We start from the raw sequence: 16841 nt of genomic DNA, 5'->3' as shown, positions 1-16841 counted from the left end.
AAAGAACAGTACAAGCACCACGTCAATGCGAGAACGCATCATGGTGGTGATCACGCACCAAATGAATGCAATAAATGTGCCTGAATTGGGGCACTCAGCCGCGCTTTGCCCACGGATTGTTTGCACGTTTATGGTGCGCGCATGCTGTGTTGCACCGCATTTGTGCCTTCAGGGGCGCGTGCTCGATCTGCCCGTGTCATGAATCAGTTTGTCGTGCGTATGATCTGGAATGTTTAATCTGTAGAGTTCTTTGTCATGCAAAGAGATCATGGTGGCAGCGTCATCGCGCTGAACTATTCGGAACACGGCTACCTGTCGGTTGAAGGTCTGATGGGCAGCACCATGCTGCCTTACCTCATGCGGCTGGACGCGCCGGTACCCGCCGACACGGTCAGGGCGGTGGTGCGAGAGCTGCTGTCTGCGTTCCCCCGCCTGCGGGCTGTTGTCGAGCCCGGATGGCACCTGCACCGATTGCGCGTGCTGCCAGACGACGACATCCTTGATCAACTCTTTGACATGGCCTGGCGTGTGGAGGCGCACCTTGACGCCGGGGACCGGGAGGCCCTCGAAGACGAGCAAAACAGGCTGGTCAACGAGGTGCTGCCCATGGAGCGTGGTCTGCTGTGCCGCTTTCGGTACATACCCCATGCGCACACCCCTGTGTTGTTCATGTCGGTTCACCATCTGCTGGCCGATGGGCGCACCATGCAGCGGCTGGTCACGGAGATCATGCACCGCCTCAATGGCGGGCCCCCCATGAGCCAGCAACCGCTGGACGCACCGTCGTTGCTTGATGCGGTGCGGCCCCTTCATTGGTGGCAGTGGCCACGTCAGATGTGGCGATCTCGCCGGCACGCCGTCGCGCTGGCCAAGCGGCTCGCGCCCCTGCACATTCAACGCGTCGGTACCCCTTGGCGCACCGTGCCGTCCTACCATTGCGTCAAGCACTACGTGTTGCCCGTCCCTGCCAGCACACTGAGGCAGGCGGCCCGCAGCCTGGGGGTGTCCGTGAATGTCTTCATCACGCTGGTGCTGACTGAAACCTTCCTGGCCAAGGCGCCACACGATCCAGCCGCCGCCGCAGTCATTCGCACGTCCATCGACCTGAGGCGTTTTCATGCGCCGGACGTGGCCAGCCGGCCCTTGTGGGGCAACCATGTGGCCACCTTCCTGATCATCGAATCAGGGCGCAAGACCTTGCACGAGCGTGCTGCCTCCATCAAGGCGCAACAAGACGAGTTCGTGCGCAGGTTCGAGCAGCGTGAATCTTTCTGGCTTTATCTGTTCTACGAGGCCGTGCCCTACCTGGGGCGCACGATGCTCACCCGCATCCTGCGCAACGTGCGCGCGCGCAACGCCATGCCGCAGAGTTGCCATGCCACCAATGTCGGCAACGCCAACAGCGCGATGCCGCCAGATGCACGCATTCGCCTGATCGAACTGGTGCCCGCCGTTGCCAACCTGGATCATCTCCAGATGATCGTCGAACTGGATGACCGCATTTACATGCCGGTGATGTGGGAGCGCGCCGAAGCCTCGCGAGACGAGATCGTCGCCCACCTGCAGGCGCTGGACGCCACTTGCCTGCGCATCGTCGACGAGCTGACACGGCCGTGAAGGGGTGAGGCCTGAGCGGGGCAGCCCGCGCGGGTGTGCGCCAGTTTGGCGTGTCAAAATGTTGCCCCATGAACGGCTTTCCTTTCCGCATCGGGGAGGGCTGGGATACCCATGCCCTGGTCATCGGTCGTCCGCTGATACTGGGTGGTGTCACCATCCCTCATACCCATGGTCTGCTGGGGCACTCTGATGCCGACGCGCTCTTGCACGCCATTACGGATGCGGTGCTGGGCGCTGCAGGTTTGGGCGACATCGGTCGGCACTTCCCTGACACCGACCCGGCTTTCAAAGGGGCCGACTCGGTGGTGTTGCTGCGCGAGGCCGCAACCAGGGTCAGGGCCTCAGGGTGGACGGTGGTCAATGTCGACGCCACCATCGTGGCCCAGGCCCCGAAAATGGCGCCCCACATTCCCGCCATGTGCACTCACATTGCCGAGGCCTTGGGCGTCCCCACGGCGCATGTCAACGTCAAGGCCAAGACGGCAGAAAAAATGGGCCCCGTGGGCGAAGGCCGCTCCATCGAGGCGCGCGCAGTCTGTTTGCTGGCGGCAGCCTGAGGCCCTTGCGCCGATCGATCAGGCGGCGCGCTTGAGTTTGATGTGGGCCACCAGGCCGCCCCCCTGGGCGTTGGCCAGCTCAAAGCCGCCACCCATGCGTTGCAACGCCTTTTCCACAATGGCCAGGCCCAGGCCTGCGCCAGTGGCGGCCGTGCGCGCAGCGTCTCCCCGGAAGAAGGGGGTGGTCAACTGGGCCAGCTTTTCAACCGCCACGCCAGGCCCATGGTCGCGCACGCTGAGCACCACCCACGAGCCTGAGCGCGTGTAGTTCACCTCGACGTTGGTCACGCCGGTGTAGGTGTTGCGCCCATAACGGCGAGCGTTCTCAAACAAGTTGGTCAGCACACGGCTGAGTTCGGTTTCATCGGCCATCACCCGTGTGTCGATGGGCAGTTTGGCCGTGATGCGGATGCGCTTGGTGTCACGGAACTGGCTGATGGCCTTGTCCACCACCGATGACAGGTGCACAGGCACCAGCTCGACCTCGCCTGGCCGGGCGTAGTCCATGAACTTGTCGATGATGGCGTCGAGCTGGTCGATGTCGGCGGCCATGTTGCGCTTGGCCTCTTCATCCACCACGCTCATCTCGGCCTCCAGGCGCATGCGGGCCAGCGGGGTGCGCAGGTCATGCGAGATGCCTGCCAGCATCACGGCACGGTCTTCTTCCACCTTGGCCAGCTCGCGCGCCATGCGGTTGAAGCCCTGGTTCACCTCACGAATCTCGCGCGTGATCATGGACTCATCCAGCACAGAGTCGTATTCACCCTCTCGTATGCGGCTGGCCGCGAACGAGAGTTCTTTCAAGGGCTGGTTGATGAGGCGGGCGATCACGGCCGAGCCCAGCAGCGTGGCCACCATGGCAATGCCCACCCACACAAACCAGGTGCGCCCGGTCATGGGCTCGATGCGCCGCGTGTCGGCTTGCAGCCAGTAGGCGTCCCGTTCGATCTGAAAGCCCACCCACAAGCCCGGCACGCCATTGACGCTGCCGGCCACCACGGTGTTGGGCCCCAGTCGAGAGCGCAACTCTTCGCCAATCGCTCGGCTGAATCGGCTGACTTCGAACGCCTCCCACTGGTCTGTGGGTTCGCGTGGCTTGAGCACCAACGATTCCTGATCTGACAGGGTCTTGATCAGGGTCACCCGGTTGATGCTGTCGGCATAGCGCAAACCCGCCCGCGTGAGGTTGACCAGGCTGGCAATCTGCTGGGCCGCCTGGACCGAGCGGGGTTCGAACTCCAGGGCCCGAAACGTTTGCACCCAGGCCACGATGCCGGCGATCAGCAGCAGACCCAGCAGGATGAAGGTTCGCCAGAACAGACTCAGCGCGAAGCGCTTGCGCGGCATTGATCAGGCCCCGCCATCCGGCACAAACACATAACCCACGCCCCAGACGGTTTGAATGTAGCGAGGTTGTGCAGGATCGGGCTCGATCATCTTGCGCAGCCGCGAAATCTGAACGTCCAGGCTGCGGTCAAAGGGCTCGAACTCGCGCCCGCGCGCCAGTTGGGCGAGTTTGTCGCGGCTCAAGGGCTGACGCGGGTGTCGCACCAGGGCCTTGAGCATGGAGAACTCACCCGTTGTCAGTGCAATGGGCTCGCCTTCCTTGCTGAGACGGCGCAGCGCCAGATCGAACTCGAATGGCCCGAAGGCCACCGTTTGCGCTTCTTTGGCTGGTGCGCCAGGCGCCTCAGGGGCGGGGCGGCGACGCAAGACCGCATGGATGCGCGCCAGCAGTTCTCGTGGATTGAAGGGCTTGGGCAGGTAATCATCGGCGCCGACCTCCAGACCGACGATGCGGTCCACATCCTCCACCTTGGCCGTGAGCATGATGATGGGGGTGATGTCATTGGCGGCGCGCAGGCGTCGGCAAATGGACAAACCATCTTCGCCGGGCAGCATGAGGTCCAGCACGATGAGGTCGACCGTTTCACGCGTGAGCAGGCGGTTCAGTGCCTTGGCATCTTCTGCCAGCAGCACGTCAAAGCCCTCCTGGCTCAGGTAGCGGCGCAGCAGGTCTCTGATGCGCGCATCGTCATCGACGACGAGGACCCGATCGGGCCGCGGGTTGCTGGAAACGGAGGTCATGGATCTTCCTCGGCATTTGTAACAAGCGCGGATTGTGCGCAGGTTTTGGGCGTGATTTCGGGCTTGCCTGACCGCTTGTTACAAATATTGCGGCTGGATCGAAGCTGCGTCAAGTCTGTACACCTGCGCGTGGTGCGCGCGGTCCACCGTTGCAGCCGTTCGAGCGTTAAGACTTCATCTCAATGTTGTGGGGAACCCATGCATCAAGTTCATTTCAGCCAACGTGCGCGTCAAGTCTTGTGGCTCGGCTGTGTCTGGTCCGCCTTGTCGCTGCCGTGGGCAGGGGCGTCGGCTCAGGAGGCGTCCGTGCGCGCCAACACCATCAGTTTCAGCGCCTCGGCCTCTGAAGAACTCACGCAAGACTGGATGAGCGTGACCATGCATGTGCAGCGCGACGGCACCCAGGCCAACGAGGTTCAGCAGGCCGTGCGGCAGGCGCTGGACACCGCCCTGGCCGAGGCCCGCAAGGCGGCAAAAGGACACGAGGGCATGGAGGTGCGAACCAGTGGTTTCTCGGTGCAGCCCCGCTACAGCAACCAAGGGCGCATTGCCGGCTGGCAGGGCAGCGCCCAGCTGGTGCTGGAGGGCACGGACGGTGCCCGCATCGCCCAGACAGTGGGCCGTCTGGGCACGCTGCAGGTGGGGCAGGTGCAGTACGGCCTGTCCAGGGCCCTGCGCGAGCGCCAGGAGTCTGCGCTCACACAAGAAGCCATCCGGCAGTTCAAAAGTCGGGCACAAGAGATGGCTCAGGCCTTTGGTTTCAAGGGCTACAGCCTTGGCGAGATTTCGGTGTCGTCCACCGATCCTGGTGTGCAGTATCGTGCGCCCATGATGGCGATGCGGGCCAAGGCCATGGAGGCGGCCGATGCACCACTGCCCGTGGAGCCGGGCAAGGGCACCCTGAGCGTCACCGTCAGCGGCACGGTCATCCTCAGCCCATGAGCCTCTTTCAGGCTGGCTGAGGCGTGGTCCGCCGCCCCTCAGCCGGCCGTGCTGGAAAACAGCGGGCCAGCGGCATCCTGCCACTGTCCGCCGACCAGCAACTGATGTGGATGGAACTGCGACTTGTAGGCCATTTTGCGGCTGTCGGCAATCCAGTAGCCCAGGTACAGGTTGGACAGCCCCAGGGCGCGTGCCTGTTCGATCTGCCACAGGATGTTGTAGGTGCCGTAACTGCGGCCATCCTCGGGCTCATAGAAGGTGTAGACCGCCGACAGCCCGTCATTGAGGATGTCCAGGATCGAGACCATCTTCAAGGCGCCCACGCTTTCGCCGGCCTGCGGTGGTGTTCTGAATTCCACCAGCCTTGAATTCACCCGGCTTTGCAGCAGGAACTGGGAATACTGATCCACCGAGTCATGGTCCATGCCACCACCCGCATGGCGCCCAGCTTGATAGCGCAGGTACAGCTGGTAGTGTTCGGGGGTGAAGCACAAGCGCAGCACGCGTGCCTCCAGGTCCTGGTGGTCTCGCCATGCTCTGCGCTGACTGCGGTTGGCCTTGAACCGGTCTACAGGGATGCGCAGGGGCACACAGGCACGGCATCCGTCACAGTATGGCCGGTAGGTGAACATGCCGCTGCGGCGAAAGCCGTTGGCGACCAGGCCGGAGTACACATCGGCATTGATGATGTGGCTGGGCGTGGCCACCTGCGAACGTGCCGTTTTGCCTTCAAGGTAACTGCACGGGTAGGGTGCGGTGGCGTAGAACTGCAGGGACGCCAGCGGAAGGTCTTTGAGGTGGGTCACGGGCAGCTCATGAGGTCGCAGTTCAGGGGGCCACGGCGGTGGCAACATCCTCGCTCATCCAGTCCGACAGATCATAGGACCATTCTGTGGGCGGTGGCAGATCAACCACCTGTCTGAGGTGCGCTTCGAAGCGTTCTCTGGGCCAGGGGCGTGCGCCCAATGACCCCAGATGACGTGTTTGCTGCTGACAATCGATCAGGGCAATTCCCTGGGTCTTGCAGAAACCGACCAAGGCCGCCAGCGCAATCTTCGATGCGTCTGCTTGCAGGCTGAACATGGACTCGCCGTAAAACATGCGGCCTTGACACACGCCGTACAGCCCACCCACCAGGCGCCCATCCACCCAGGTTTCAAAAGAATGAACATCGCCTTCGCGGTGCCAGGCGCGGTAGGCGGCTTGCATTTCCGGCACGATCCAGGTGCCCGATTGCCCTTCACGCGGTGTGCCGGCGCACAAATTGAGCACCAGGTCGAAGGCGTGGTCCACCCTCACTTCATGGCCCGGACTGCGCACGAACTTGCGCAAGGTCTTGCGCAGCGAGCGCGACACCCTGAATTCATCCACTGGCAGCACCATGCGGGGCGCGGTACTCCACCACAGCACGGGCTGTCCTTCGCTGAACCAGGGAAAGATGCCCCGGCGGTAGGCCTGACGCAATCGCGTCGTGCTCAACCCACCACCGACCGCCAGCAGGCCAGGGGCCTCCGACCCAGGGCCCAGGGCCTCGCGGGTGTCGGGAAACGGGGTGTCTGCGTCCAGCCAGGGAATCATCTGCCAATCATAAAAAAAGCCCGATGGCAGAACCACCGGGCTTGAAAGGTACCTTAGAAAGGTTCATGGGGTACCGAGGAGACAACCTTTCAGGGAGTGCCGCTTGTCCAGGGCGGCATCCGTGTGATCCTTCCAGGGACAGACAGTTCAGGCTGGCGGTCGGCTTGCAATGCAAAGTTGTGTAAGCCGAAGGGCAGCGCAGTGTCCCTGCAGGATCAAGCAGCCTTGCGAGGCTTGGCGGCTTGCGAAGCCTTCACGGCCGTGCTGGTGATGGCCTGGAAGTTGGCTTCAGCCACGTCGGCGGCTTGCTTGGCGGCTTTTTGAACCGAGTCGAAAGCGTTGTTGGCGGCGGCCACAGCCGACTTCACCAGCACCACAGCGTTTTCAGTGCCGGCAGGGGCATTCTTGACGGCGTTGTCCACCACCGACATGAACTTTTTCTGGGCATCTGCCACTTGGGACTCGGCCAGCTTGCTCACTTCGCTGCCGGTGCTCGAGGCGATGTCGTACAGATGACGGCCATAAGCGGCAGCCTTCTCAGCCGAGGGCTGCAGCAGGGAAGCCTGCAGCGCCATCAGTTCTTGAGGATCTTTGGCAGCCATCACGGCCTTGGCATGCTCGGCAGCTTCGTCCATCGAGGTCTTGGCAACCTGCATGTTCAGTTCGACCAGCTTTTCCACGCCTTCAAAAGCCTTTTGGCTCAGGTCAAACAGGGTGGCGATGTTGGCTTTGTGGGCGGCCATCAGTTGTTCAGCGGTCAGCATGTGGATCTCCGTCAAGGTTGATGATCAGTGGCTTGTTGCATGAATGCTGCGTTGCAACATGACTCTTAGTATATGGATCCTGAATCGGATTGCAAGTGTTTTTTGTGCGGCGCAGCAAAAAAGTGTTTCTGTCGTGCTGGCCACCTCCGCGAACGGGGTGTCAAGCTGCGCGCGTGGTGTCCAACACAGGGTCGCCTGGCCTACACTTGAGGGCTTGAACCGATCTACAACTTGTTGAGCCCCTCCATGAGCCTGCTGAACGTACCTGCTGGCGCCAAGGCGCCTGATGTCTTCAACGTCATCATCGAAATTCCTGCCAACGCTGATCCGATCAAGTACGAGATCGATCACGAAACCGGTGCCGTCTTCGTGGATCGGTTCATGGGCACGTCCATGCACTATCCCTGCAATTACGGCTACGTGCCCCAGACGATCGCCGCCGACGGTGATCCCGTGGACGTGCTGGTGGTCACGCCGTTCCCGCTGCAGCCCGGCGTGGTCATTCCCTGCCGTCCTTTGGGCATCCTGAAAATGGAAGACGAGGCCGGCGGTGACTCCAAGCTGGTGGCTGTTCCCACCGAGAAGATCTGCGCCATGTACAAGGGCATCCAGTCGATGGAAGACCTGCCCGAACTGCTGGTGAGCCAGATCAAGCACTTCTTCGAGCACTACAAGGATCTGGAGCCCGGCAAGTGGGTGAAGGTCGTGGGCTGGGATGGCATCGAAGCCGCCAAGGACGAGGTGCGCACGGGCTTGAAGGCCTTTGCGGACAAGGGCCACTGATGGCGCTGAGTCGCTCCTGGCCCCCGTTGGTGGGGCCATGAAAAAAGCCCCGCGATGCGGGGCTTTTTGCTGCGCCGGTCGGCTCAGGTGCCCTGACGCCGCCGACGGCTCAGACCCAGACCAACGGCCACCGCGCCCAGCAGGGCCAGCGAGGCAGGCTCGGGCACCTGGTTGCCAGGCGGCGTGGTGGTGTCGCTTTTGGTGCCTGCCACCGCCAGCAGCTTGAAGGCGTCAGCACAGTAATCACCCGATGTGTACGCGGCGATCATCCAGTAGCTGGAGGTGATGCCGCCGTTGCTGAAGCTGGCCTGATTGCCAGACAGTGACCCGATGTTGGGCACCTTGGCCACCAGCTGCCAGCCGCTCCAGGGTGTCAGGTCCAGCGGCTTGGCATTGTCGCCAGGGTCGGCGCTCACCCAGGCCAGCACGGCCAGGTCGGAGTCGTTGTAGGTGCCGGAGCTGTTGCTGGTGCCCGAGTCGGTGGCATTCCAGCCCACCTTCACGGAATTGATGGACACGTTGTCGCTGAACTTCAGGACCAGTGAATCCATCAGGCCGATGTTGTCAATGGCGTGCGAGCCGGTAGCGCCAGAGTCGAGCGACGAGATCACGCCCAGGCCGCTGGTGCCGTACGACACCACGGCGGCGTTGCTCGGCGAGGCCGAGCTGCTCCAGGCGATGGCACCAGCCTTCACGTCCACACCCCCCTGTTCGAGGGGGCACGATGCGTTCAGCGAGCTGCTCCAGTTGCCTGCGCTGGCGATCGTGCCTTGTGCGCACCCTCCGAAGTTGGCGCTCCAGTCGGTGGCGGCCAAGGCTGGCGACACGAAGGTGGCAGCGAAGACACCAAAGGCCAGCAGAGATTGAAGGGCTGATTTTTTCATGATGTTCAAAAAGCAAGTTGAATCATGGTGTTGCGCTTGATACCAAAGCAATCAGACCCTTTAAAAGCGTCGTTTTGATGAAATTTCAAGCACGTGACCAGAATCCGGCGCCAACTGGCGGGCTCACTGCAACGATTGCAGCAGTGCTCTCGCGTCGTCGGCACCTTCGAATTTTGTAGCAAGTCGCAACGCTTCTTGCAATTCACGCTTAGCTTCGCTCTTTCTGCCAGTCGCCGTCAACACCCTGGCTAGGTGGTATCGAATCTCGGCGTTGCCTGGGGCCCTCAGTCGGGCATCCCGCAAAAGGGGGAGTGCCTCCTCGAATTTTCCCTGCTTAAAGAACACCCAGCCCAAGGTGTCGATCACCATCGGGTTCTCCGGGGCCAGTTCATGCGCCGCCCGGGCCGTGGCCAACGCTTCCGGATGATTGAGCTTGAGCAGGGCATTGGCCAGGCTGTTGAGCGCTTCGACGTGCCGCGGGCGTTGTTTCACCACCTCTCGGTAGACGGCCGCAGCGTCGGCGTAGCGCCCCATCTGGGCGTGCAGGTGGCCCAGCGTCATGCGGGTGGCCAGGTCTCTGGGGGCCTGCTTCAGTCGCTGCTGTGCAATTTTGACGGCTTCCGGCCGGGCGTCCATGCGCGCCAGCGATCCAGTCAGGGCCACGGTGGTCACGCTGGAAGGTTCGACCTGGTGCGCCTGGCGGTAGGCCGCCACCGCCTGGGGCAGGTCGTTGCGGCTCAGGGCCACATCACCCAGCAGGCCATGGCCGGCGGCGTTCTTGGGGTACTGTTTGATGACTTGTCGGGCTCTGGCCTCCGCCTGCGCGGTATTGCCCCGGCGCAGTTCGATTTGCACCATCATGGATTGGGCTGCCAGGTGCTCTGGGGTGTCGCTCAGTGCCTTCTCCAGGCTGTAGGCGGCACCGTCCACGTCGCCAGCCATGAATTGCAACTGGGCCACCTCGGTGAGGGTGTTGGCGTTGAACTCTGCAAATCGGGTGGCGGAGCCCAGCGTTGCGCGCGCCCCAGGCGCGTCGCCAAGGCCGAGCTGGATCCGGGCGTGCAGCAGCAGCGCCGGGATGCTTTCGGGCTGCTTGGCCAGCGCAATCTTGCCCTCTTCCAGGGCGTCTTTGAGGCGCCCCTGGCGCATGTGCCACTCCATCAGGGCCAGGTTCCAGCGCAGATCACCTTTGGTGCTGGTCTCGCGGGCACGCAACAGCCACCGCAAGGCCTCATCGTTGCGCCCGCGACGCTCATGGATGCGGGCCAGTTCGGCCATGGCGTCGCTGAACCGGGGTGATTCGCGCAACATGTCATTGAGGCGTTTCTCTGCCGCGTCCAGTTGGCCTGCCTGAACGTCCAGGCGGGCCAGTTGCAACTGTGGGCCCGCCATGTCGGGGGCCAGCGACATGGCTCTTTCGTAAGACTTGCGCGCCTCCTCGGCGAGGCCGGCCTTCATTTGCAGATCGCCCAGCAGGCTCTGCAAAGGCGCATGTTCGGGGTGGCGTTTGACCAACTCCTTGCTGACCTTGAGTGCCTCTTTGTGCTGCCCTTGCCGGGAGTACAGGTTGGCCAGCGCCATGCCCGCCTGCAATTGCTTGGGATCTCGGCGCCAGGCGTTCTCAAGCTCGCTCATGGCTTCGGCCTGCTGACCGCTTTGCAAGAAGCTCAGACCCAGGGCGGTGCGGTACTCCGGGCGATCTTCCTTGGTCAAGGCCTCCTGCAGCAGGCGGCTGGCGCGTGCCGACTTGCCTTGGGCCAGGTTGGCGGCCGCCAACAAGGTCAGCGCCATGCCGTCGTCCGGGTGCGCGCGCAAATAGGCTTCCAGCAGCGGGACGGCCGCAGCCGGGTTGCGCTCCTTCAGGTGAATCCCGGCCACCACCCGCACGGCGGGACTGCCAGGTTGAATCTTCAGCACCGCTTCCAGGTACTGCCGTGCCTTGGCCCACTGTCCCAGGCCGTGGTGCGCCAGGCCATTGAGCATCAGCGTCTGAGGACGAAAGCGCAGGAAATTCACCGGCACAGGGTCTACGAGCCTGGTGATTTCCTGCAGCGCCGCGCGGGCTTCATCGGTGCGGCCCTGTTGCTGTGCCAGCAAGGCCCTGAGGTAAGCCCCTCTGGGCTCCCGGGGGGAGCTTTCTTTCAGCCGGGCCAGCGTCTCTTGGGCGGCGGCCCAGTCTTTTTTGTCAATCTGCAGGCCCGCTTTGGCCACCAGGGCCTCGCGGTGGCCGCGCTCCAGGGTGAGGGCCTGCTCGTAGTCGGCCATGGCCGGTCCCAGGCGGCCTTCGCTGTGGTGCACGGAGCCGCGAACATAGTAGGCTTCGGCATCCCCGGGGGACAATTCGAGTGCCCGGTTCGCCGCCTGCATGGCCAGATCAAACTGCCCATTGCGGATGCGCAAAGGTACTTCCGTGAGCCAGCTCTCAGCCTGTCTGGGGTCGATGGCTCGGGCTTGCTGGATGGAAGACAGTGCTTCGCGGGCCGAGCCCATGTCCATCCAGGCCCTGGCGCGCACCAGCAACAACTCCTGGGTGACCCTGTCGGGCAATCCCGAGGGCTGGAGTTGCGGGTGGGCCAGCATTTCACGCTGTCGGCCTTGGTCTACCAAGGTCTGCGCCAGGGGCACCACGACTTCCGATCGGCTGATGCCCAGGCGCAACGCCTCGCTCAAGGCTTCTTCTGCGCCCACGGCATCGCCGGTCTGCTGCAAGGCCAGCCCCATCTGGAACTGGATCGCCAGTTGATTGGGCTCTTTCTGCAGGGCGTTTTTCAGCTGAATGATGGCGCCGTCGTAGTCCTTGTTCTCGTAGCGCTGGAGCGCGTCTTCATAAAAGCTTTTTCCGCTGGCGTGACCGGCCACGCTCATCAAGAGGGCGGTCAGCCAGGCGGCAGAGCGGACGGACAGGGGGCGTTGGGTGGCTGGGCTAAGCATGGCCCGATTTTGGGCCAAGTGGAGGGACTCGTGTCCATCACGGCTGAAACCACCGATTTGGTGGGTGTCTTATATAAGACATAAGTCTTTGCTGTTCGCCTCAGTTGTGACTACAATTGCGGGTTTTCTAGCACCTCCCACCAACCCCCGGAGATCGTCATGACTCAACTCACCCGTGAACAGCAAATCGCTGCCCTGGAAAAAGACTGGGCCGAAAACCCCCGTTGGAAGCTCGTCAAGCGCGGCTACTCTGCCGCTGACGTGGTTCGCCTGCGCGGCAGCCTGCAGCCTGAGTACACCCTGGCCAAGCGCGGCGCTGAAAAGCTGTGGGAAAAGGTCAACGGCGGTGCCAAGAAGGGCTACGTGAACGCTTTCGGCGCCATCACCGCCGGTCAAGCCATGCAACAGGCCAAGGCTGGCCTGGAGGCCGTGTACCTGTCGGGCTGGCAGGTTGCTGCCGACGGCAACACGTCTGAGACCATGTACCCCGACCAGTCGCTGTACGCGTACGACTCGGTGCCCACCATGGTTCGCCGCATCAACAACACCTTCAAGCGCGCTGACGAAATTCAGTGGGGCCGCGGCGTCAACCCCGGTGACGAAGGTTTTGTGGACTACTTCCTGCCCATCGTTGCTGACGCTGAAGCCGGTTTCGGTGGCGTTCTGAACGCCTTCGAACTGATGAAGAACATGATCGCCGCTGGCGCGGCCGGCGTGCACTTCGAAGACCAGCTGGCCGCTGTGAAGAAGTGCGGTCACATGGGCGGCAAGGTGCTGGTTCCCACCCGTGAAGCCATCGAGAAGCTGATCGCTGCTCGTTTCGCTGCCGACGTGATGGGCGTGCCCACCATCGTTCTGGCCCGCACCGACGCTGAAGCAGCCAACCTGCTGACCAGCGACTGCGACGACAACGACAAGCCCTTCATCACCGGTGAGCGCACCCAAGAAGGCTTCTACCGCGTGAAGAACGGCCTGGAGCAGGCCATCAGCCGTGGCGTGGCTTACGCCCCCTACGCTGACCTGGTGTGGTGTGAAACCGGCGTGCCTGACATCGGCTTCGCCCGTGAATTCGCCCAAGCCGTGCACGCTGCCTGCCCCGGCAAGCTGCTGTCGTACAACTGCTCGCCTTCCTTCAACTGGAAGAAGAACCTCAACGACTCGCAGATCGCCTCCTTCCAGGAAGACCTGTCGGCGCTGGGCTACAAGTACCAGTTCATCACCCTGGCTGGTATCCACGTCAACTGGTACAACACGTTCCAGTTCGCCCACGCTTACGCCCGCGGCGAAGGCATGAAGCACTACGTCAACATGGTGCAAGAGCCCGAATTCGCTGCTCGCGAAAAGGGTTACACCTTCGTGTCGCACCAACAAGAAGTGGGCGCAGGCTATTTCGACGACGTGACCACCGTGATCCAAGGTGGTTCGTCTTCCGTGAAGGCCCTGACCGGCTCGACCGAAGAAGAACAGTTCCACTGATCTGCGCGGGCCGCAAGGCCCGTTGCCTGACCGGCTTGAACAAAGACGGCGCCTGCGGGCGCCGTTTTCATTGCAGGCCTTATAATTTCAGTCCATTGTTCGCCCTTCATGGGCTCGCTGGTAAGGAACGTAGAAAGGCACGCTCGGTTATGACACCGCGAACTTCGACCACCACGCTCACCTCGTCCGAGGTCTAGTCGGCTGGCCGCTGCTTTCGCATCTTGTCTTCCTGAGAAAGCGCGGCGCCCACCGCGCTTTTTTATTGCCATCAACACAACGCTGAGCACCCATGATCTCCATCCAACTGCCCGACGGCTCGAAGCGAGAATTTCCTCAACCGGTTACCGTGGCCGAAGTCGCTGCTTCCATTGGCACCGGCCTGGCCAAGGCCGCGCTGGCCGGCCGGGTGGGGCAGGGCGACGCCGCCCGCCTGGTCGACACCTCCTACCGCATCGACGGTGACACGCAGTTGGCTATCGTCACCGACAAGGACGCTGACGGCCTGGACATCATCCGTCACTCCACCGCGCACCTGCTGGCTTATGCGGTCAAGGAGCTCTTCCCCGAGGCGCAGGTCACCATCGGCCCGACCATCGAAGACGGCTTCTATTACGATTTCGCCTACAAGCGCCCCTTCACGCCCGAAGACCTCGAAGCCATCGAGAAGAAGATGGGCGAGCTGGCCAAGAAGGATGAGAAGGTCGAGCGCAAGGTGCTGCCGCGCGATGAGGCTGTGGCGTACTTCAAAAGCCTGGGCGAGCACTACAAGGCCGAGATCATCGAGAGCATCCCGGCCGACCAGGACGTGTCGCTCTACAGCGAAGGCGCCTTCACCGACCTGTGCCGCGGCCCGCACGTGCCCAGCACCGGCAAGCTCAAGCACTTCAAGTTGATGAAGGTGGCCGGTGCCTACTGGCGCGGCGACCACCGCAACGAGCAATTGCAGCGCGTGTACGGCACCGCCTGGACCAGCAAGGACGACCTGCAGCTGTACCTGACCCGCCTGGAAGAGGCCGAGAAGCGTGACCACCGCAAGCTGGGCCGCGAACTTGACCTGTTCCACATCGACGAGCACGCCCCTGGCGTCGTGTTCTGGCACCCCAAGGGCTGGACGGTGTGGCAAGCGGTGGAGCAGTACATGCGCCAGGTGTATCGCGACAACGGTTACCAGGAGGTCAAGGGCCCGCAGATCATCGACAAGACGCTTTGGGAGAAGACCGGCCACTGGGACAAGTACCGCGAGAACATGTTCACCACCGAGTCGGAAAAGCGCGATTACGCGCTCAAGCCGATGAACTGTCCCGGCCACATCCTGATCTTTAATCAAGGCATCAAGAGCTACCGCGACCTGCCCATCCGCTACGGCGAGTTCGGTCAGTGCCACCGCAACGAGCCCACGGGCGGCCTGCACGGCATCATGCGCGTGCGCGGCTTCACGCAGGACGACGGCCACGTCTTCTGCACCGAAGACCAGATCCTGCAGGAGTGCGTGGACTTCACGGCCCTGCTGCAGAAGGTGTATGCCGACTTCGGCTTCACCGACATCATCTACAAGGTGGCCACGCGGCCCGAGAAGCGCATCGGCTCCGACGAGGTGTGGGACAAGGCCGAGAACGCCTTGATGGAATCCCTGCGAGCCACGAACAGCGAGTTCACCATCGCCCCAGGCGATGGTGCCTTCTATGGCCCCAAGATCGAGTACACGCTGAAGGACGCGCTGGGCCGCCACTGGCAGTGCGGCACCATCCAGGTTGACTTCTCGATGCCTGAGCGCCTGGGCGCCGAGTACGTGACCGAATCCAGCGATCGCAAGCACCCGGTGATGCTGCACCGCGCCATCCTGGGTTCGCTGGAGCGTTTCATCGGCATTTTGATCGAGCAGCACGCCGGCGCCTTGCCGGTTTGGCTGTCGCCGGTGCAGGCTGTGGTGCTCAACATCACCGATGCGCAGGCCGATTACGCGCAAGAGATTGCCAAAACGTTGCAGAAACAAGGACTTAGGGTTCAGTTGGATTTGCGCAACGAAAAAATCACGTATAAAATCCGCGAACATGCATTGCAGAAGGTGCCGTACTTCATCGTTGTCGGTGACAAGGAGAAGGCTGACGGCACCATCGCCGTGCGCGCCCGGGGCAATCAGAACCTCGGTGTGATGTCACTCGACGACTTCTCCCTGAAGATCTCTCAAGACATCGCCAGCAAGGCCTGAGGGGCCGCGCTTTGTCCGGCAGGAATGGACGAGGCGCCCCTTCGCGTTGGGCGCGTGTGAACTTGGTTAACCGGTTCGGGCAAAAGCCCGTGGCCTGAGGAATTCGACATCGCTAACTTTTTCGACCGCCGGACGCGCAACGACGAACGCAAGCACCGGCTGAACCGCGAAATCACCGCACCCGAAGTCCGTCTGAACGGGCCTGAGAACGAACCGCTGGGCATCGTCAGCATCCAGGAAGCCTTGCGCATGGCTGGCGAGGCCGACGTGGATCTGGTCGAAATCTCGGCCCAGGCCGATCCGCCGGTCTGCCGCCTGATGGACTACGGCAAGTTCAAGTACCAGGAACAAAAGAAGGCCCACGATGCCAAGCAGAAGCAAAAGGTCATCGAGGTCAAGGAAATCAAATTCCGCCCAGGTACGGACGAGGGCGACTACCAGATCAAGCTGCGCAACCTGCGGCGCTTCCTGGAAGAAGGCGACAAGGGCAAGGTGACGCTGCGGTTCCGTGGTCGCGAGATCACGCACCAGGAATTGGGCATGCGCCTGCTTGAGCGTGTGCGCGATGACCTGACGGATGTCTCGGTGGTCGAGAACATGCCCAAGCTGGAAGGGCGCCAGATGATCATGGTGCTCGGCCCGAAGAAGAAGAAGTGATTTTGTGAACATGGCGCCGGGCAACCGGGGCCATCACCCTGGTGGGGTTTGGTCGCCCCATCCGGGATCCAAGTGCCTGCAGGCCATCAAGACCCGGAAGTGGTATTTCGGGCGCCTGGTAGGAACAAACCATAAGGAGCATCAACATGCCCAAGATGAAGACCAAGAAGAGCGCTGCCAAGCGTTTCCGTGTGCGTCCAGGTGGTACCGTCAAGCGCGGTCAAGCCTTCAAGCGTCACATCCTGACCAAGAAGACCACGAAGAACAAGCGTCACCTGCGTGGTGCTGTGAACGTGCATGACAGCAACATGGGCCACATGGCTCAGATGCTGCCGTTTGCCGGCCTGTGATCGGC

General features: G+C 62.4%; 15 protein-coding genes. 8 read left to right on the top strand and 7 right to left on the bottom strand.

What is annotated here, in order from left to right; all coding sequences use genetic code 11:
• The first annotated feature begins 255 nt into the window (after positions 1 to 255).
• On the top strand, positions 256 to 1617 hold the full coding sequence (locus WNB94_RS02465) for a hypothetical protein (protein WP_341388155.1): 1362 nt from the start codon (positions 256 to 258) through the stop codon (positions 1615 to 1617).
• A gap of 68 nt (positions 1618 to 1685) precedes the next feature.
• The gene (gene ispF, locus WNB94_RS02460) at positions 1686 to 2174 is read left to right on the top strand and encodes a 2-C-methyl-D-erythritol 2,4-cyclodiphosphate synthase (RefSeq protein WP_341388154.1); all 489 of its coding nucleotides are present in this window, start codon (positions 1686 to 1688) and stop codon (positions 2172 to 2174) included.
• An 18-nt stretch (positions 2175 to 2192) separates the two neighbouring features.
• Here ispF and WNB94_RS02455 read toward each other — a convergent pair whose 3' ends face one another.
• Positions 2193 to 3521 (bottom strand): sensor histidine kinase family protein, encoded by a 1329-nt coding sequence (locus WNB94_RS02455; RefSeq protein ID WP_341388153.1) that lies wholly within the window; start codon positions 3519 to 3521, stop codon positions 2193 to 2195.
• Between the two features lie 3 nt (positions 3522 to 3524).
• Positions 3525 to 4262 carry an osmolarity response regulator transcription factor OmpR gene (gene ompR / locus WNB94_RS02450; protein ID WP_341388151.1) on the bottom strand — a complete coding sequence of 246 codons (738 nt, stop codon included), beginning with the start codon at positions 4260 to 4262 and terminating at the stop codon, positions 3525 to 3527.
• Positions 4263 to 4568: 306 nt separating this feature from the next.
• Between ompR and WNB94_RS02445 the strand changes: the two genes are divergently transcribed.
• On the top strand, positions 4569 to 5204 hold the full coding sequence (locus WNB94_RS02445) for an SIMPL domain-containing protein (protein ID WP_341388149.1): 636 nt from the start codon (positions 4569 to 4571) through the stop codon (positions 5202 to 5204).
• A gap of 38 nt (positions 5205 to 5242) precedes the next feature.
• Here WNB94_RS02445 and WNB94_RS02440 read toward each other — a convergent pair whose 3' ends face one another.
• From WNB94_RS02440 to WNB94_RS02430, 3 genes are all read right to left on the bottom strand, one after another.
• On the bottom strand, positions 5243 to 6010 hold the full coding sequence (locus WNB94_RS02440; RefSeq protein ID WP_341388147.1) for an arginyltransferase: 768 nt from the start codon (positions 6008 to 6010) through the stop codon (positions 5243 to 5245).
• A gap of 22 nt (positions 6011 to 6032) precedes the next feature.
• The gene (aat, locus tag WNB94_RS02435; RefSeq protein ID WP_341388145.1) at positions 6033 to 6782 is read right to left on the bottom strand and encodes a leucyl/phenylalanyl-tRNA--protein transferase; all 750 of its coding nucleotides are present in this window, start codon (positions 6780 to 6782) and stop codon (positions 6033 to 6035) included.
• Between the two features lie 215 nt (positions 6783 to 6997).
• A complete protein-coding gene (locus WNB94_RS02430) occupies positions 6998 to 7546 on the bottom strand; it encodes a phasin family protein (protein WP_341388144.1) in 549 nt (182 codons plus the stop codon).
• Between the two features lie 246 nt (positions 7547 to 7792).
• Between WNB94_RS02430 and ppa the strand changes: the two genes are divergently transcribed.
• Positions 7793 to 8329 (top strand): inorganic diphosphatase, encoded by a 537-nt coding sequence (gene ppa, locus WNB94_RS02425; RefSeq protein ID WP_341388143.1) that lies wholly within the window; start codon positions 7793 to 7795, stop codon positions 8327 to 8329.
• A gap of 83 nt (positions 8330 to 8412) precedes the next feature.
• Here ppa and WNB94_RS02420 read toward each other — a convergent pair whose 3' ends face one another.
• The gene (locus WNB94_RS02420) at positions 8413 to 9213 is read right to left on the bottom strand and encodes a PEP-CTERM sorting domain-containing protein (RefSeq protein ID WP_341388141.1); all 801 of its coding nucleotides are present in this window, start codon (positions 9211 to 9213) and stop codon (positions 8413 to 8415) included.
• Between the two features lie 123 nt (positions 9214 to 9336).
• Positions 9337 to 12144, bottom strand: coding sequence for an XrtA/PEP-CTERM system TPR-repeat protein PrsT (gene prsT, locus WNB94_RS02415; RefSeq protein ID WP_341388140.1), 2808 nt, complete (start codon positions 12142 to 12144; stop codon positions 9337 to 9339).
• A gap of 159 nt (positions 12145 to 12303) precedes the next feature.
• Here prsT and aceA point away from each other — a divergent pair, with 159 nt between their 5' ends.
• The 4 genes from aceA (at position 12304) to rpmI (ending at position 16836) form a co-directional block, all read left to right on the top strand.
• Positions 12304 to 13620 (top strand): isocitrate lyase, encoded by a 1317-nt coding sequence (gene aceA, locus WNB94_RS02410; RefSeq protein ID WP_341388139.1) that lies wholly within the window; start codon positions 12304 to 12306, stop codon positions 13618 to 13620.
• Positions 13621 to 13909: 289 nt separating this feature from the next.
• On the top strand, positions 13910 to 15829 hold the full coding sequence (gene thrS, locus WNB94_RS02405) for a threonine--tRNA ligase (RefSeq protein WP_341388138.1): 1920 nt from the start codon (positions 13910 to 13912) through the stop codon (positions 15827 to 15829).
• 108 nt (positions 15830 to 15937) lie between these two features.
• Positions 15938 to 16486, top strand: a complete 549-nt coding sequence (gene infC / locus WNB94_RS02400) for a translation initiation factor IF-3 (RefSeq protein ID WP_341389920.1) — start codon at positions 15938 to 15940, stop codon at positions 16484 to 16486.
• 146 nt (positions 16487 to 16632) lie between these two features.
• Entirely contained in the window at positions 16633 to 16836 is a 204-nt protein-coding gene (gene rpmI / locus WNB94_RS02395) for a 50S ribosomal protein L35 (protein ID WP_161650429.1), read from the top strand.
• Positions 16837 to 16841: the final 5 nt, after the last annotated feature.

The sequence above is a fragment of the Aquabacterium sp. A3 genome (genome assembly GCF_038069945.1).
Classification (GTDB): Bacteria; Pseudomonadota; Gammaproteobacteria; order Burkholderiales; family Burkholderiaceae_C; genus Aquabacterium.
Note: the sequence above shows the minus strand (reverse complement) of the source record. Positions and strands in the feature narration are given on the sequence as shown.

Excerpts from the sequence above, each read along its gene's own strand:
- aceA (WP_341388139.1), top strand. The coding sequence starts at position 12,304 with ATGACTCAACTCACCCGTGAACAGCAAATCGCTGCCCTGGAAAAAGAC.
- ispF (WP_341388154.1), top strand. The coding sequence starts at position 1,686 with ATGAACGGCTTTCCTTTCCGCATCGGGGAGGGCTGGGATACCCATGCC.
- WNB94_RS02430 (WP_341388144.1), bottom strand. The coding sequence starts at position 7,546 with ATGCTGACCGCTGAACAACTGATGGCCGCCCACAAAGCCAACATCGCC.
- aat (WP_341388145.1), bottom strand. The coding sequence starts at position 6,782 with ATGATTCCCTGGCTGGACGCAGACACCCCGTTTCCCGACACCCGCGAG.
- ppa (WP_341388143.1), top strand. The coding sequence starts at position 7,793 with ATGAGCCTGCTGAACGTACCTGCTGGCGCCAAGGCGCCTGATGTCTTC.
- WNB94_RS02420 (WP_341388141.1), bottom strand. The coding sequence starts at position 9,213 with ATGAAAAAATCAGCCCTTCAATCTCTGCTGGCCTTTGGTGTCTTCGCT.
- prsT (WP_341388140.1), bottom strand. The coding sequence starts at position 12,144 with ATGCTTAGCCCAGCCACCCAACGCCCCCTGTCCGTCCGCTCTGCCGCC.
- rpmI (WP_161650429.1), top strand. The coding sequence starts at position 16,633 with ATGCCCAAGATGAAGACCAAGAAGAGCGCTGCCAAGCGTTTCCGTGTG.
- WNB94_RS02455 (WP_341388153.1), bottom strand. The coding sequence starts at position 3,521 with ATGCCGCGCAAGCGCTTCGCGCTGAGTCTGTTCTGGCGAACCTTCATC.
- WNB94_RS02465 (WP_341388155.1), top strand. The coding sequence starts at position 256 with ATGCAAAGAGATCATGGTGGCAGCGTCATCGCGCTGAACTATTCGGAA.
- ompR (WP_341388151.1), bottom strand. The coding sequence starts at position 4,262 with ATGACCTCCGTTTCCAGCAACCCGCGGCCCGATCGGGTCCTCGTCGTC.
- thrS (WP_341388138.1), top strand. The coding sequence starts at position 13,910 with ATGATCTCCATCCAACTGCCCGACGGCTCGAAGCGAGAATTTCCTCAA.